13 protein-coding genes are annotated in these 14,850 nt (G+C 63.1%); 9 read left to right on the forward strand and 4 right to left on the reverse strand.

Annotation, left to right across the window (positions count from 1 at the left end; translation table 11 throughout):
* Window position 1: 1 nt before the first annotated feature.
* Together E5675_RS12725 and E5675_RS12730 are read left to right on the forward strand one after the other, a co-directional pair.
* The gene (locus E5675_RS12725) at window positions 2-1,174 is read left to right on the forward strand and encodes a histidine kinase (protein ID WP_136174846.1); all 1,173 of its coding nucleotides are present in this window, start codon (window positions 2-4) and stop codon (window positions 1,172-1,174) included.
* A 4-nt stretch (window positions 1,175-1,178) separates the two neighbouring features.
* Entirely contained in the window at window positions 1,179-1,910 is a 732-nt protein-coding gene (locus tag E5675_RS12730; protein ID WP_136174847.1) for a response regulator transcription factor, read from the forward strand.
* 62 nt (window positions 1,911-1,972) lie between these two features.
* Here E5675_RS12730 and E5675_RS12735 read toward each other — a convergent pair whose 3' ends face one another.
* Entirely contained in the window at window positions 1,973-2,311 is a 339-nt protein-coding gene (locus E5675_RS12735; RefSeq protein WP_136174848.1) for a UrcA family protein, read from the reverse strand.
* Between the two features lie 300 nt (window positions 2,312-2,611).
* Here E5675_RS12735 and E5675_RS12740 point away from each other — a divergent pair, with 300 nt between their 5' ends.
* Window positions 2,612-3,028 (forward strand): hypothetical protein, encoded by a 417-nt coding sequence (locus E5675_RS12740; protein WP_136174849.1) that lies wholly within the window; start codon window positions 2,612-2,614, stop codon window positions 3,026-3,028.
* A gap of 13 nt (window positions 3,029-3,041) precedes the next feature.
* On the opposite strand, the gene E5675_RS12745 is transcribed toward E5675_RS12740, so the two are convergent.
* On the reverse strand, window positions 3,042-3,473 hold the full coding sequence (locus E5675_RS12745) for a hypothetical protein (RefSeq protein ID WP_136174850.1): 432 nt from the start codon (window positions 3,471-3,473) through the stop codon (window positions 3,042-3,044).
* A gap of 181 nt (window positions 3,474-3,654) precedes the next feature.
* Here E5675_RS12745 and E5675_RS12750 point away from each other — a divergent pair, with 181 nt between their 5' ends.
* On the forward strand, window positions 3,655-5,151 hold the full coding sequence (locus tag E5675_RS12750) for a BCCT family transporter (protein WP_247594607.1): 1,497 nt from the start codon (window positions 3,655-3,657) through the stop codon (window positions 5,149-5,151).
* Window positions 5,152-5,168: 17 nt separating this feature from the next.
* Here E5675_RS12750 and E5675_RS12755 read toward each other — a convergent pair whose 3' ends face one another.
* Window positions 5,169-7,250 (reverse strand): M13 family metallopeptidase, encoded by a 2,082-nt coding sequence (locus E5675_RS12755; RefSeq protein ID WP_136174852.1) that lies wholly within the window; start codon window positions 7,248-7,250, stop codon window positions 5,169-5,171.
* A 229-nt stretch (window positions 7,251-7,479) separates the two neighbouring features.
* Here E5675_RS12755 and uvrA point away from each other — a divergent pair, with 229 nt between their 5' ends.
* Window positions 7,480-10,374, forward strand: a complete 2,895-nt coding sequence (gene uvrA, locus E5675_RS12760) for an excinuclease ABC subunit UvrA (RefSeq protein WP_136174853.1) — start codon at window positions 7,480-7,482, stop codon at window positions 10,372-10,374.
* A gap of 175 nt (window positions 10,375-10,549) precedes the next feature.
* Window positions 10,550-11,617: a hypothetical protein gene (locus E5675_RS12765; protein WP_210727523.1), complete on the forward strand. Its 1,068-nt coding sequence runs from the start codon at window positions 10,550-10,552 to the stop codon at window positions 11,615-11,617.
* Between the two features lie 39 nt (window positions 11,618-11,656).
* On the opposite strand, the gene E5675_RS12770 is transcribed toward E5675_RS12765, so the two are convergent.
* On the reverse strand, window positions 11,657-11,989 hold the full coding sequence (locus E5675_RS12770) for an antibiotic biosynthesis monooxygenase (protein ID WP_136176463.1): 333 nt from the start codon (window positions 11,987-11,989) through the stop codon (window positions 11,657-11,659).
* 107 nt (window positions 11,990-12,096) lie between these two features.
* On the opposite strand from E5675_RS12770, the gene E5675_RS12775 reads away from it, so the two are divergent.
* From E5675_RS12775 to E5675_RS12785, 3 genes are all read left to right on the forward strand, one after another.
* Window positions 12,097-13,200 carry a hypothetical protein gene (locus tag E5675_RS12775; RefSeq protein ID WP_136174854.1) on the forward strand — a complete coding sequence of 368 codons (1,104 nt, stop codon included), beginning with the start codon at window positions 12,097-12,099 and terminating at the stop codon, window positions 13,198-13,200.
* A 134-nt stretch (window positions 13,201-13,334) separates the two neighbouring features.
* Window positions 13,335-13,661 (forward strand): hypothetical protein, encoded by a 327-nt coding sequence (locus E5675_RS12780; protein WP_136174855.1) that lies wholly within the window; start codon window positions 13,335-13,337, stop codon window positions 13,659-13,661.
* Between the two features lie 133 nt (window positions 13,662-13,794).
* Window positions 13,795-14,844 carry a substrate-binding domain-containing protein gene (locus E5675_RS12785; RefSeq protein WP_136174856.1) on the forward strand — a complete coding sequence of 350 codons (1,050 nt, stop codon included), beginning with the start codon at window positions 13,795-13,797 and terminating at the stop codon, window positions 14,842-14,844.
* The last annotated feature ends 6 nt before the right edge of the window (window positions 14,845-14,850 follow it).

Genomic DNA, 14,850 nt, shown 5'->3' on the forward strand with positions numbered 1-14,850 from the left:
AATGAATGTGACAAACCGCAAGGACGCGCTGCGCGATCAGCGCGCAAAAATGCTGGCGGCGGCGCCCGACTGGCGCGCTTCCGACGCCCGCGTCAACCCGCGCGTCGCGATCGGGTCGATCATCGCGATGTGGCTGATCTATTTCCTGATCACCACGGGGCTCGCGATGCTGACGGGCGCGCCCGAACAATGGTCCTATGCCGGCCGCCGCGCGATCGTCGTCGTCGCGGGCATATTGTGCACCTTCGTCCTCTATCAGCTGCTCCAGCGCGCGCAGCCGCAAAGCTTCGGCGCCCGCCTTGCCGCGGCGATGGGCGCTGCCATCCCCCTCGTCGTCGTCTATGCGACGATCAACCTGCTCGTCTTCTTCTATTGGTTTCCCGCACCCGACACTGCGAAGATCATCGAGGAGGTGCAGTCGAAATTTCCCGTCGCGTGGGAAATGGTGCTGATCCTCGACAGCTCGATCCGCTGGTATTTCTTTTTCGCCGTCTGGGCCGCGCTTTACGTCGCTTTCGGCTATGCCAACGAAATGCGCGCGGTCGAACGGCGCGCCAATCATTTCCGCATGGAAGCGCAAACCGCGCAGCTCCGCGCGCTCCATTACCAGGTCAACCCGCATTTCCTCTTCAACACGCTGAACTCGCTGTCGACGCTGGTCCTGAAGGGGTCGAAAAGCGAGGCCGAGACGATGATCATGAACCTCTCCTCCTTCCTCCGCTCAAGCCTGGCGGTCGACCCCGAACAGCTCGTCAGCCTCGACGAGGAAATCGCGCTGCAGCGCCTCTATCTCGACATCGAACAGACGCGCTTTCCCGACCGGCTCCAGGTCGCGGTGACGATGCCCGACGAGCTGAAAAACGCCTGCGTGCCGGTGCTGATCCTGCAACCGATCATCGAAAATGCGATCAAATACGGCGTTTCGCCCAGCAAGGGCAAAATCGCGATCCGCCTTGCCGCCAGCGCAGAATTTGGGCTGCTCATCCTTCGCATCGAGAATGACATCGACCCCCGGGCGCCTGTCCCCGCTTCGGGCACCGGGCTCGGTCTCGGCAATGTCCGCGAACGCCTGCTGACACGCTATGGCCCCACCGCGGGCTGCGAATGGGGCAAATCGGACGATGGCGGGTTTGTCGTTTCGCTCTGGCTGCCACTGGCACGGGAGGCTTGCTGACCTTATGCTTCAGACGCTTCGTACACTTATTGTCGATGACGAACCGCTCGCGATCGAGCGCCTGCAAATCCTCGCCGGCCAACAGGACGGCGTCGCACTCGTCGGCACCGCGAGCGACGGTGCGTCGGCGCTGCGTATGGTCGACGCGCTCACGCCCGACCTCGTGCTCTGCGACATCGCGATGCCCGACCTCAACGGGCTGGAAGTTGCTGCGGCGATCGAGGCCATGGACAATCCGCCTGCGGTCGTCTTCGTCACCGCCTTCGATCGCTATGCCGTCGCGGCGTTCGACGTCGCCGCGGTCGACTATCTGCTCAAACCCGTCTCGCCCGATCGCCTCGCTCGCGCGCTGTCGCGCGTCCGCGAATGGCGGATGGCCGAGCGGACGCCCGCGCAAAAGAGCAAGTGGATCAACGAATTCTGGGTCCAGAACCGCGGTGAGATGCTGCGAATCGACGCGAGCCAGGTCGACCTGATCGAGGCCGAGCGCGACTATATGCGCCTGCACGTCGGCGGCCGCAGCTGGCTCATTCACCAGACGATCAAGTCACTGGAAGCGCGGATGAACCCCGACCAGTTCATGCGTATCCACCGGTCGAAGATGATCCGCCGCGAAGGAATCGTCGGATTGAAACATCATGGCGACGGCGCGTGGAGCGTCGATCTGGGCGAAGGCGGCGTCCACCGCATCGGCCGCACCTATTTGCACGACGTCAAGGCGATCATGCACGCCTGACGAAAAGGCGGCCATGCCGTCGGGCATGACCGTCTCTTGGGACAACATACGGCCTTTTAGGGTCAGGGAGCGGCGACGACCACCGCCCCCTGCTCGGCCAGTCGCGTACCGCCGCCGTTGAACAGCGCGGCAAGCTTCGTTTCGGCATCGCGCGTCGCGTGCGCCTTGCACTCGCGCTCGGCGACGCGCTCGCGCAGCGTCACGCGGCTCGGCGATCCGCAAACCTTCTGGACAGCCATCTTGACGCGGGTCGTCAGCCGTTCGCGGCCGCGTTCGCTCGACAGGTTCAGATCGTCATATGACACGGTAACGCTGCGCGTGTCCTCTTGCGCGAAAGCGGGTGCAGCGACGCCGGCCGTCGCCAGCGGCACTGCCAGCAGCATCAGGGAAAAATTCGCCATGGGGGAGTCCTCTCTACAAGGGATGCGGGATACCGGATCGCGGACCGGGGAGACCGTCTTCCGATATCCCGCAACACAGGTGATACCCCTTGGACGTCACGGAATTCATCTTTGGATCGATCGGGGCGAACAGCCGCTCGATTTACGGACGAAGTGCGTCCCTCCGTCGACGAATGGCCGGCGGTGGGATAATATCATGGCGCCGGACTTGTATTGCATGCACGCCTATGGCCAAATCTGTTCGTGACGAGGAAATTATCTTTCGTTGCGAATCGGCGCGGCAGCGAATTGCTGGCGCGCTTGGCGTTGCTCGCACTTGCCGGAACGCTCGCCGGCCTATTGCTGGGCGAAATGATTGCCGAGCCGCTCGCAGCAACGCGTGGCGGCGATGATCCCGCCTCCTATGCGCAGTACAGCGCGAATCCCGACGCGCGCTTGCCGCAGGGCGAAACCGCCGCCCCCTGCTTCGCCTGCCCCGACAGCTATGGCGTCGCAGCCCGGCTTCGCGCCGAACGCGAGCCGAGGATGGAAAGCGCCTTCCGCGAACTCGGCGCCATCGACCTCGACGCGCCGCTGCCAGACGAACCGGTCCCCGAATCCTCAGACGACGGCTACCAATATGGCGGCCGCTTTCCCGACCCGGCGCCGGAAATCGAGACTCCGAACGTCGAGACGGAATCAAACCCCTCCCCTTCGGGGGAGGGCCTTATATACTAACCGAAGCTCGCCCTTACTGCGGCGGCACGGGCGCGGGCGGCGCGCAGCGCGTCGTATCGCCCGCCTTGCACGCCGCGACGTCGGCCTCCCATTTAATCCGCTCTTCGGCCGACATGGCGGCCACGCGCGCCTTTTCGGCCTCATAGGCTGCGGTTTCATCGGCATAGACCTGCTGGTCGTGCGCCACCTGCTGCTGCGCCGCCGACACTTCCTGTGCATAAGTTGTGTTGTCGGAACGCGCGCGCGCGGCCTGTTCGGCGTTGAGCCGCGCCGTATTCGCGCGCTCTTCCGGTGTCGTGCCGTCGGGCGCCTTCTCTTCGGCGCCGGGCGCGGGCGTCGCTGCGGGTTCGGTAGCGGGGGCCGCCTCGGGCGCCTGCCAGGCCATCGCCTGGCCCGACGAAAGCAGCGCGAAAGCGGCGGTCGCCGCCCAAATCCTTCTGGTCATCGAAGTCACTCCTGCAAATCATTCCTGTCCGGCGGTCGAACGCTTGGTCGGGTGGACCGTTCCCGCTCGATTTGACCTCGGGCGGGGCAGCCGCCATGCTGGGGTTTACCCTGTCCGATCGGCCGACCCTTTGCCAGCACCCCCGAAACACGCCCTCTCGACACATCCGCTCAACCGTCCGGTGTTTTTCACGCCGCTCGCGGTGCTGCTCGCCGCAGTCATCCTCAGCCTGTGGCAAGGCGCCGCCGTCGTCGCGGCCGAAACGGCGATCAACGACTGGATCCTCCGCAATTTCTCGCCGCTGTTCGCCTGGGCCGGAATCGGCTTTCTGGCGCTGCTCGCCGCCATCGCGCTCTCGCCGCTCGGCGGACGGATCATCGGCGGGACGGGCGCGACGCCCATTCTCTCGCGATGGCGCTGGTTCGCAGTAACACTCTGCACCACCATCGCGACCGGCATCCTCTTCTGGGGCGCGGCCGAGCCGCTGTTCCACCTCAACGATCCGCCCGCGATGCTGGGGCTCGAACCCGGCAGCGACGCCGCTGCGACCTTCGCGATGTCGACGATGTTCCTCCACTGGACGCTGACCCCATACGCCATTTACACCGTGGCCGGGCTCGCCTTCGCGCTGGTCTATTACAACCGCCGCGAACCGTTCAGCCTGTCGTCGCTGTTCGTCCCGCTGCTCGGCCAGCGCGCCCACGGCGCAGCGGGCGTCGCAATCGATATCCTTTGCCTCTTCGCGCTCGTCGCCGGCATGGCCGCCTCACTCGGTGCCGGCGTTCTCGCACTCGCCGGCGGGATCGAAGGGCTCGGCGGTTTCACGGGCGGCGCGCCGCTCCGCTGGACGATCGCCGGCGCGATTGTCGCGACCTTCATCCTGTCGGCCGCGCTCGGCCTCCAGCGTGGCATCACGCGCCTCTCGCTCTTTAATATTTGGCTGTTTTTCGCGATTCTGTTGTTCGTGCTGATCGCGGGACCGACGGACAGGCTCGCCGGGCTCGGCATCGCGGGGGCGGCCGATCACGTCGCGACATTCCTGCCGCGCAGCCTCGGCGTTGACGTCGATCCCGAATGGCACCGGCAATGGACGATCTTCAACTGGGGGAACTGGTTCGCCTGGGCCCCGGTCACCGCACTTTTCCTTGGCCGCCTCGCGGTCGGCTACACCGTTCGCGCTTTCATCCTGTTCAACCTGCTGCTCCCGTCGCTGTTCGGTGCGGTATGGATGACGATCATCGCCGGCACGACCGTCGCTCTCGACCAGCAATCGGGCGGCAATCTTTACACCGTGCTTACCAGCGTCGGCCCCGATCCGCTCCTCTATCGGCTGTTCGACAGGCTCGGTGGCGGCCTGCCGGTTCTCACCTTGCTGATCGGCGCGATCTTCATCTCCTATGTCACCGCGGCGGACAGCAATGTCTCGGCGATGAGCGCGCTCTCGACGCACGGCATCTCCCCCGAAACGCCGGAGGCACCGCTGACGATCAAGATCGTGTGGGGCGCGACCGTCGGGCTGGTCGGAACCGTCCTCGTCGCCGCCGGCGGAATCGACGGCATCCGCATGATGTCGGTGCTCGGCGGTTTCCCCGCGCTCTTCGTCATTCTAGGCGCCGCGCTCTCGTTGCTCGCGATGGCGGTACGGGGACGACACGAGGCCGCCCCCGCCCGGTCCTGAGAAAGGGGTCCCAGAACCTACCAGATTTTCGTGCGTTCTTCGGGCTTCAGATAATATTTGGCGCCCGCGTCGACGCCGAACGCCTTGTACCACGCATCGACATTGCGAACAGGACCAATGATGCGCCAGCGCGCAGGGCTGTGCGGATCGCTCGCCACCTGCTGCTTGATCGCATCCTCACGCGCCTTGTCGCGCCACGCCTGCGCAAAGGCGAGGAAGAAGCGCTGATCGCCGGTCAGCCCGTCGATCACCGGCGCTTCCTTGCCGCCAAGCGACCGGTGATAAGCATCATAAGCGACCTCCAGCCCCGCAAGATCGGCAATATTCTCGCCCATCGTCAGGTCGGGGTTGATGAAAGCGCCAGGCGCCGCTTCGTACGTCGCATATTGCGCGCCGAACGCTTTCGCCTGGGCATCGAAGCGCGCCGCGTCTTCAGCCGTCCACCAGTCGCGCACCGCGCCCTCGGCGTCGATCTTGCGGCCCTGATCGTCGAATCCATGGGTGATTTCGTGGCCGATCACCGCGCCGATTGCGCCGTAATTGACCGCATCGTCGACGCTCTCGCTGAAATAGGGCGCCTGCAATATGCCCGCCGGAAACACGATCTTGTTCTCGAGCCCGCCATTATAAGCATTCACCGTCTGCGGGTTCATCGCCCATTTCTTGCGATCGACCGGCTTGTTCAGGTCCGACAGGGTATAGGCATATTCAAAGGCCGAGCTACGCTTCACATTGCCGTAGAGGTCGGCGGGGTCGATCTTCAGCCCCGAATAGTCGCGCCATTTGTCGGGATAGCCGACCATGACGTCCATCTTCGCGAGCTTGGCAAGCGCCGCATCCTTCGTGGCGGGAGCCATCCAGCTGTTGGCCCGGATGCGATCACCCATCGCGAGCTTCAGATTCGCGACGAGCGCCTCCATCTTGGCCTTGGCGCTCGCGGGGAAATATTGCGCCGAATAGGTTTCGCCGACCAGCTCGCCGAGACTGCCGTCGACGAGCGTCAGCCCGCGTTTCCAGCGCGGACGCAGCTCGCCCACGCCGCTCAGCGCTTTCGTATATTCGAAGCGGCTGTCGACGAACGCCTTGTCGAGATAGGGCGCCGCATTGTCTGCGACATGGAACTGCTGCCACAGCTTGATCGTGTCGAGCGGGGTCTTGGCATAGAGCGCGGCGATGTCGCGAATTGCGGTCTTCTCGTTGACGATGATGCGTTTCTGCGGCGCGATGCCCGCGCCCTCGAACCACGCCTTCCAGTCGAGTCCCGGCGCATAGGCGGCCAGCTCGTCCGACGACATCGGGTTGTTGATCTTGCCGATGTCGCGGCGGTCGGCGATCGCCCAGCTGACCTTCGCGATCTCGGTCTCGAACGCCATGATCGCATCGGCGGCCTTTTCGGGATCAGCGTTGCCCGCCATCTTCATCGTCCGCGCGATATAGGCGCGATAGGCATCGCGCTGCGGCTTGAAGCTGTCGTTCAGATAATAGTCGCGCTCGGGCAGACCGATCCCCGCCTGACCCAGCCACAGAACGTTGACCGTCGGATCGGCGGTGTCCGCGTACGGCCCGCCGCTGACGATCGTCGACCCGAATGTTCCTTGTGTGCCGCCCATGAAGCGCGCCATCGCACTCTTGTCCTTGATCGCAGCGACCGCGGCGATATCCGCCAGCAACGGTTTTGTGCCGAGCGCCTCGACCCGCGCCTCGTCCATGAAGCTCTGATAAAGGCCGCCGACTTGACTCGTTACGGGCGCGCTCGTCACGAGTTGGCGAAGCTGGCGCTGGGTCAGATTATAGACATCATAATCGACGCCTGCCGAGGCCTGGTCGGCCGGAATCTCTGTTTGGGCGAACCAGCCGCCGTTCGCATATTTGTCGAAATCGTCACCCGGTTTCACCGAAGTGTCGCGCGCACCCAAATCGACACCCCATTTTCCGAAGGTGAGGGCCGTCAGCGCACCTTCCGCCGGGGCATCGCCCCCGCCCGCTTCCGCCGCCGCCTTGAACGCCTCGCGCGCATCGACGTCATTCGCCGTTGCGGGCGTCGCGACCAGCGCCACCGCAATCGCCAGTCCCGCGACGCTCGAACAAAAATTCTTCATATCCCCAGTCTCCCGTTCCCCGGCGCCGCGTGTGGACGCGGCGCGCATGGCCATCCTTGTCCGCCCGCCGCGCCGGAGGGTCAAGCGAGCAGGCCGACGCTGGTCGAAGCCTTTGTGGGGTTGGTGGAAACGACCGCATTGCGGCGCTGCATCCGGCCTCCTATCTATACGACAATCCGCGCAAACCCGCTCTTGCGCCTTTAGAACAAATCTGGAACATACCCCTCCCATGAGTCTCACCCATATTTCGGTTCGCGGCGCGCGCGAGCATAATCTCAAGGGCGTCGACGTCGACCTGCCGCGCGATGCGCTGATCGTCATCACCGGCCTGTCGGGTTCGGGCAAATCGAGCCTCGCGTTCGACACCATCTACGCCGAAGGCCAGCGGCGCTATGTCGAGAGCCTCTCGGCCTATGCGCGCCAGTTCCTCGAGATGATGCAGAAGCCCGACGTCGAGCATATCGACGGCCTGTCGCCCGCGATCAGCATCGAGCAGAAGACGACTTCGCGAAACCCGCGCTCAACCGTCGCAACGGTGACCGAAATCTACGACTATATGCGCCTGCTCTGGGCGCGCGTCGGCATCCCCTATTCGCCCGCGACGGGCGAGCCGATTTCGGCGCAGACGGTCAGCCAGATGGTCGACCGGGTGATGGAGTTGCCCGAGGGTACGCGCGCCTATCTGCTCGCCCCGGTTGTGCGCGGCCGCAAGGGCGAGTATAAGAAGGAACTCGCGCAGTGGCAGAAGGACGGCTTCACGCGCGTCCGCATCGACGGCGAGTTTTACGAGATCGGCGACGCGCCGGCGCTCGACAAGAAATACAAGCATGACATCGAGGTCGTCGTCGACCGCGTCGCGGTGCGCGAGGGCCTCGAAACGCGCCTCGCCGACAGTTTCGAGACAGCTCTGAAACTGGCCGAGGGACTCGCCTATGTCGACCTCGCCGACGGTCCGGTGCCGGGGCGCGAGGAGGAAGACACCGGCGGCGCAATGAAAGGCGCGGGCATTCCCGCGAACCGCCTCATCTTCTCCGAAAAATTCGCCTGCCCGGTGTCTGGCTTCACGATCGCCGAGATCGAACCGCGATTGTTCAGTTTCAACGCGCCGCAGGGCGCGTGTCCAGCATGCGACGGGCTGGGCGAGCGGCTGGAATTCGACCCCGAGCTCGTCGTCCCCAACCATGCGCTGAGCCTGAAAAAAGGCGCGGTCGTGCCGTGGGCGAAATCGAACCCACCCTCGCCTTACTATATGCAAGTGCTCGAAAGCCTGGGCAAAGCCTATGACTTCGGGCTCGACACGCCGTGGCAGGACCTGCCCGGCGCGGTGCAGCAGATCATCCTCCACGGCACCGGCGGCATGCCCGTCGAGCTGACCTTCAAGGACGGCAAGCGCACCTATACGACGCACAAGGCGTTCGAAGGCGTCATCGGCAACCTCAACCGCCGGATGTTGCAGACCGAGAGCGCGTGGATGCGCGAGGAGCTTGGAAAGTACCAGACCGCACAGCCGTGCGAAACGTGCCACGGCGCGCGGCTGCGCCCCGAACCGCTCGCGGTGAAGATCGCGGGCGAGGACATCAGCATGTCGGCGCAGCGGTCGGTGGCGGACGCCCTCGATTGGTTCAGCACGCTCGACGAAAAGCTGAACGACACGCAGCGGCAGATCGCGAAGGCGATCCTGAAAGAGATCAACGAACGGCTCGGCTTCCTCAACAATGTCGGGCTCGACTATCTCAACCTCAACCGCACCAGCGGCACGCTCAGCGGCGGCGAGAGCCAGCGCATCCGCCTCGCGAGCCAGATCGGCAGCGGCCTGTCGGGCGTGCTCTATGTGCTCGACGAGCCGAGCATCGGCCTCCATCAGCGCGACAACGACCGGCTGCTCGCGACGCTCAAGCGCCTCCGCGACCTCGGCAACACGGTGATCGTCGTCGAGCATGACGAGGATGCGATCCGCCACGCCGACTATGTCGTCGACATGGGCCCCGGCGCGGGCGTCCATGGCGGCGAGATCGTCGCCGAGGGCACGCTGAAACAGGTGCTCGCGAACAAGAAGAGCCTGACCGCGGCGTATCTGACCGGCGCGAAGAAGATCGAGGTGCCCGCGCACCGCCGCCCCGGCAACGGCTTCGACCTGGTGCTGAAGGGCGCGCGCGCGAACAATCTCAACAATGTCACCGCGAAGATCCCGCTCGGCACCTTCACCTGCGTCACCGGCCTGTCGGGCAGCGGCAAGTCGAGCCTGATCATCGATACGCTCTATGCCAGCGCGGCGCGCGTGCTCAACGGCGCGCGGATGGTCGCGGGGCCGCACGACAGCCTGACCGGGCTGGAGCATTGCGACAAGGTGATCGACATCGACCAGTCGCCGATCGGCCGCACCCCGCGGTCGAACCCCGCCACTTATACGGGCGCCTTCACGGTGATCCGCGACTGGTTCGCGGGGCTGCCCGAGGCGCAGGCGCGCGGGTACAAGCCGGGGCGTTTCAGCTTCAACGTCAAGGGCGGGCGCTGCGAGACGTGCACCGGCGACGGGCTGATCAAGATCGAGATGCACTTCCTGCCCGACGTCTATGTGACGTGCGAGACGTGCCACGGCAAACGATATAACCGCGAAACGCTGGAGGTGAAGTTCAAGGGGATGAGCATCGCCGATGTGCTCGACATGACGGTCGAGGATGCGGCCGAGTTTTTCAAGGCGGTGCCCGCGATCCGCGACAAGATGGCGATGCTCGTCCGCGTCGGGCTCGGCTATATCAAGGTCGGGCAGCAGGCGACGACCTTGTCGGGGGGCGAGGCGCAGCGGGTGAAGCTCGCCAAGGAACTGTCGCGGCGCTCGACCGGGCAGACGCTCTATATCCTCGACGAGCCGACCACCGGCCTGCATTTCGAGGATGTCCGCAAGCTGCTCGAAGTGCTGCAGGCGCTGGTCGATCAGGGCAACAGCGTCGTGGTGATCGAGCATAACCTCGACGTCATCAAGACTGCCGACTATATCCTCGACCTCGGTCCCGAAGGCGGGGTCAAGGGCGGCGAGATCGTCGCGGCGGGAACCCCCGAACAGGTGGTGAAGGAAAAGCGCAGCTTCACCGGACAATATCTGGCGCCGCTGCTGGCAGGGTAACCGAAAAGCCGCGCGGGCGGCGGCCACGGAGCCGGAACCGGCGCGCCTTTTTGCAGAAAAAGGCGCCGCCTTCGCTTCCGCGCGATGGCCGGAATGGAACCAGATTGGAACGAATCGCGATTGATTATTCAATCGCGCCGAATAGCCTTGCCCTTTGCTTGCGGGGGTGGGCGGAATGACCAGATCGAATTCGGCAATCGCGGCGATATCCATGTTCGCCGTCAGCTTGTCCGCATGCACGAGCGGCGGCGCGGCGCGCGTCGAGCCCGCGCATGTGATGCTGTACGACAAGGCGCGCAACTGCGAAGTCGACCGCCCCGACCCGGCGGGGATCGGCCCGCGCAAGAACGGGTCGCTCCGGCCGGGCGCAATCGCGCTCGACTGCTTCCGTTTCCCCTCGTCGAACCCCGGCAAGGAATTTGCCTATGAGCTGGCGCTGAAGAGCGATCTCGACCGCAACCGGCTGGCCTTTGTCCTGCTGAGCCAGGCCGACACGATCTGCATCGTCGAAAAATCGCTGATGCTGGAACGGCAGGCCGAGGTGAACGGCTGGCTGAGTATCGCGACGACGGGGCTGTCGGTGGCGTCGACGATCGTGACGGGCAATCAGGCGAGCAATATATTGTCGGGCGGCGCCGCCTTTACCAGCGGATCGCGCGACCATGTGAACACGCATGTCTATCGCAACCAGATCATCCAGACGGTGACGACCGCGATCGACACCAAGCGCGGCGAGGCGCTGGCCGATATCCTGACCAATTTGAAGAAAAAGAAGGAAGAATATTCGATCGACGCGGCGATCCGCGACGTCAACGCCTATCACCAGCTCTGTTCGTTCGGAACCGGGCTGCAACTGGTGATGGAGGCGGTCGAAAAGCAGGCCGCCTATGAAGAGGCGATCAAGCTGAACCGTATCGACACCGAATTGTCGCGGCTGGAACGCGACCTGCGCACGGCGGGCCGGACGTCGGAGGAAGGCAAGGCGATCATTACGCAGATGAATGCGCTGCGCGAGGCGCGCATCCTGCGCAGCACCGACGTCGACCTGAACCCACCCGATCCCGACGACGCGACCGCACAGGTGGTGACCCCTGCCCCCGGCGCAGCGGGCGGCGGAACGCCGGTCGTGACGCCCGACCCCGGCGCAGCGGGCGGCGGCGGCGGCGAAGCGGAAGGCGATGCGGCGGCGCCGGATGGCGCGGTCCAGCCGGCGATCGTTCCCGCCACGGAGGATGAGGGATAGGCACGGGCGCGACGGCAAAAGCAGCGCGGCGCCGCGCCCCTACCCCATCAGCGTCGCGGTGATATCCTCGGCGGCGTAGATGCGGATCGCGGGCGGCGCGGGCGACAGCGCGCGCATCTCGGCGACGAACGCGCGCGCGGCGGGCAGCGCGAAATGGGCGCGGACCGCGTCGACGCTCTCCCACTCCTCGACGAACGTCAGGCATTCATAAGCCGAGCCATCCCGAGCCTGTCGAGGGACGACATCGATATGGCAATTATGCGCGAGGCACCCCGGCTCGGAGCGCGACCGCGCGCTATGCTCGGCGCCGAGCGCGATCATGCGCTCGCGATGCTCGGGGGTGAGGATGACGTGGCCGGTGATGAGGATCATGAGCAAATCCATTTGTTGAAAATGTTCAAAAGAAAATTATTGTTGCAGAAACAAACGAAACTTCGTCAGGACTTGTCACTTTCTGGCGTAACCTAATAGGGGGATTCATGCCTAATCAGATCAAGGTCGATCTGGGCGTAACCGTTCTGCCGGACGACCACAAGATCTGGAAACTCTTCGGTGGCGAAGGGTACAAGTTCTTGAAAATAATGCTTGAATCCAAACTAGCATTTATTGATGTCAGAAATCTCGATGAACTCGGGCCCGATCCCGCAAAATGGGACAAAGGCAAATTGCTCGAACACGTCTCCATCGACCGGTGGCGAAGGCAAGTAGCTTCCACCGGTGTCGAAACGGCCCGGCACGTATCGCCAACCGACAAGCTAAATATGACGCTTGTAGAAGGCTTGCTCCTGTCGGCCCGCCGAGGTGACATCATCGCAATTCCGCATCCCGGAACCGATGGCTACGTCACAATAGCCCAGCTCACTTCGAAGCCGGGGGAAATTAAGACCGTTGTCGCTCAGGACGGGCGACGAAATTACACGTATGTTGGCCGCCGCTTCAAGCATCTGGGCACTTTAAACAAGCGGGATTTGCCGTTCGAGTTCGTAGAACGGTTGCAAACACCTATCGCCTTCTTCGATACTGGGAATTCTGGGAGAGAAGACGTTTACCAGGCGGCATACGGGAGCTATATATACGATGGCGTAAACTTCGCTAAGTACAGAACAAAAAAGGAAGTATACACGTCTCGAGACAATCGAACCGTATCGACTTGGATGGAATTCGTAGATGTTGCCGCAAACCCTGATGCTTTATCATTTGCGAAACTTAAAACTAAATCCAACTCCATAACCGATCTAATAGATTTAGCAAACTTGGATGAGCTTGATAGAAGCGATCTTTCTATAAATATCAATTCTCCTGGCGAAATTGTTATGAAGGCTATAGCCAGCTCGCCGCTGGTAGGTTTGGCGATCTATCCGATGGCCGCAGGGGGTGTTCCCTATGCGCAGGCGTTAAAGGCTGAGGTAACCATGTCGGCGGTTGGCGACGCCAGCACGAAGGAATGCAAAGCGCAGGTAGGACAAGAAGTCCGAGATGTGATAGAAGCACTGGGCGCCGAAAAGTGGCAATCTGCCTGTGAAATTGCTGTGCGCGCGGCTAATGAGACGACGCTAAAAACCGATTCGTCGCTGAAAGAATAATGTCTAACCGACTGACATCTAGACAAATTAGGCAGTTCGCCAACAGCGCGGTTGTCGTAGCGTTCATTGTGGCATCCTTGGGATGGCTGACCCAATGCCAGCAAACGAGGGAAGCCCAGAGACTCAGCTATCAAATGCAACAGGTCTCGGCATTCAAAGACAGCGGTTCAAAACTGGACGCCGCGGTTGTCGATGTTTTTGACAATCTTGCAGACGGGAAAGACGTAGAGGGATCGCGTTTGGCTTTCAATCAGGCGGTCAAGGAACACATTATCCGCACAGAGAGCGATAGAATAATCTTTGGTGATCGAGATGCTGACGAATATTTGAAAGCCCTGCGAGTTCTTCGCAGTGAGGTTGAGATTGCAGAGGACGCAAGGAATAGCGGCGCTCGGGTCACCGCTTTCGCCGACGTCGTTGAAAAGCGTCGATCTTTAATGAAAATTGCCGTCGGGTCGTAGAGCACGGCCCTCCATGACACTTCCATGACACTCCCTGTCACAAACACGTCACACAAAACCCCCATTGGCGGCTCAGCGAGTCGCCGCGGGGGTGGTGGCTTGGTTCGGTAACGACCCCCGACAGGATACCCCGATGTTCCAGAAATTTGGTCTTATCGCTGGTGCGGCGACGTGCGCGCTGGCGCTTTCCGCGTGCCAGGATCAGGCGTCTTCGGGCGGCGGCGCGCGCGATTATATCAGCGCGGTCGGTTCCTCGACCGTCTATCCCTTTGCCACCGCGGTCGGCGAGAAGTTCGCCGAGGCGACGGGCAACAAGACGCCGAAGATCGACAGCACGGGCACCGGCGGCGGCTTCGAGCGCTTCTGCTCGGGCGTCGGCGGCGACACCCCCGACATCGCGAACGCATCGCGCCGCATCAAGAAAAAGGAATTCGACACCTGCGCCGCGAACGGCGTCAAGGACATCGTCGAAATCCAGGTCGGCATCGACGGCATCGCGCTGGGCGAAGCGCAGCGCGGCCCGGGCTTCAAGCTCAGCGAAGAAGATGTCTATAAGGCGCTGGCGGCGAACCCCTATGGCAAGCCGAACACCGCGAAGACGTGGAAGGACGTGAACCCCGCGCTTCCCGCGGTCGCGATCTCGGTCTTTGGCCCGCCGTCGACCAGCGGCACTTACGACGCGTTCAAGGAGCTGATCCTCGGCAAGGGCTGCGACGCCAATGCGGAGATGAAGGCGCTGAAGGACAGCGACAAGGACAAGCATGAGGCGGTGTGCACGACGCTGCGCGGTTCGCCCTATTATGTCGAGCAGGGCGAGAATGATAACCTCATCATCTCGAAGCTCGACAAGAACCCGACGAGCCTCGGCATCTTCGGCTTCAGCTATCTCGACGCCAACAAGGACAAGATCAAGGCGGTGCCGGTGCAGGGCGTCGCGCCGACCTATGCGGCGATCGCCGACGGCAGCTATCCCGGTTCGCGCCCGCTGTTCATCTATGTGAAGAAGGCGCATGTCGGCGTCGTCCCCGGCCTGGCCGAATATGTCGCCGAATTCCTGAAGGGCGCGGCCGACGGCGGTTATCTGAACGCCAAGGGGCTGATCGTGTCGCCGAAGGATGTTGCCGACAAGGCTACCGCCGCGGGAACGGGCATGACCGTGCTGGACGGCGCCGAGCTGAAGTAAGTTTCC

Source organism: Sphingopyxis sp. PAMC25046 (assembly GCF_004795895.1).
Taxonomy (GTDB): domain Bacteria; phylum Pseudomonadota; class Alphaproteobacteria; order Sphingomonadales; family Sphingomonadaceae; genus Sphingopyxis.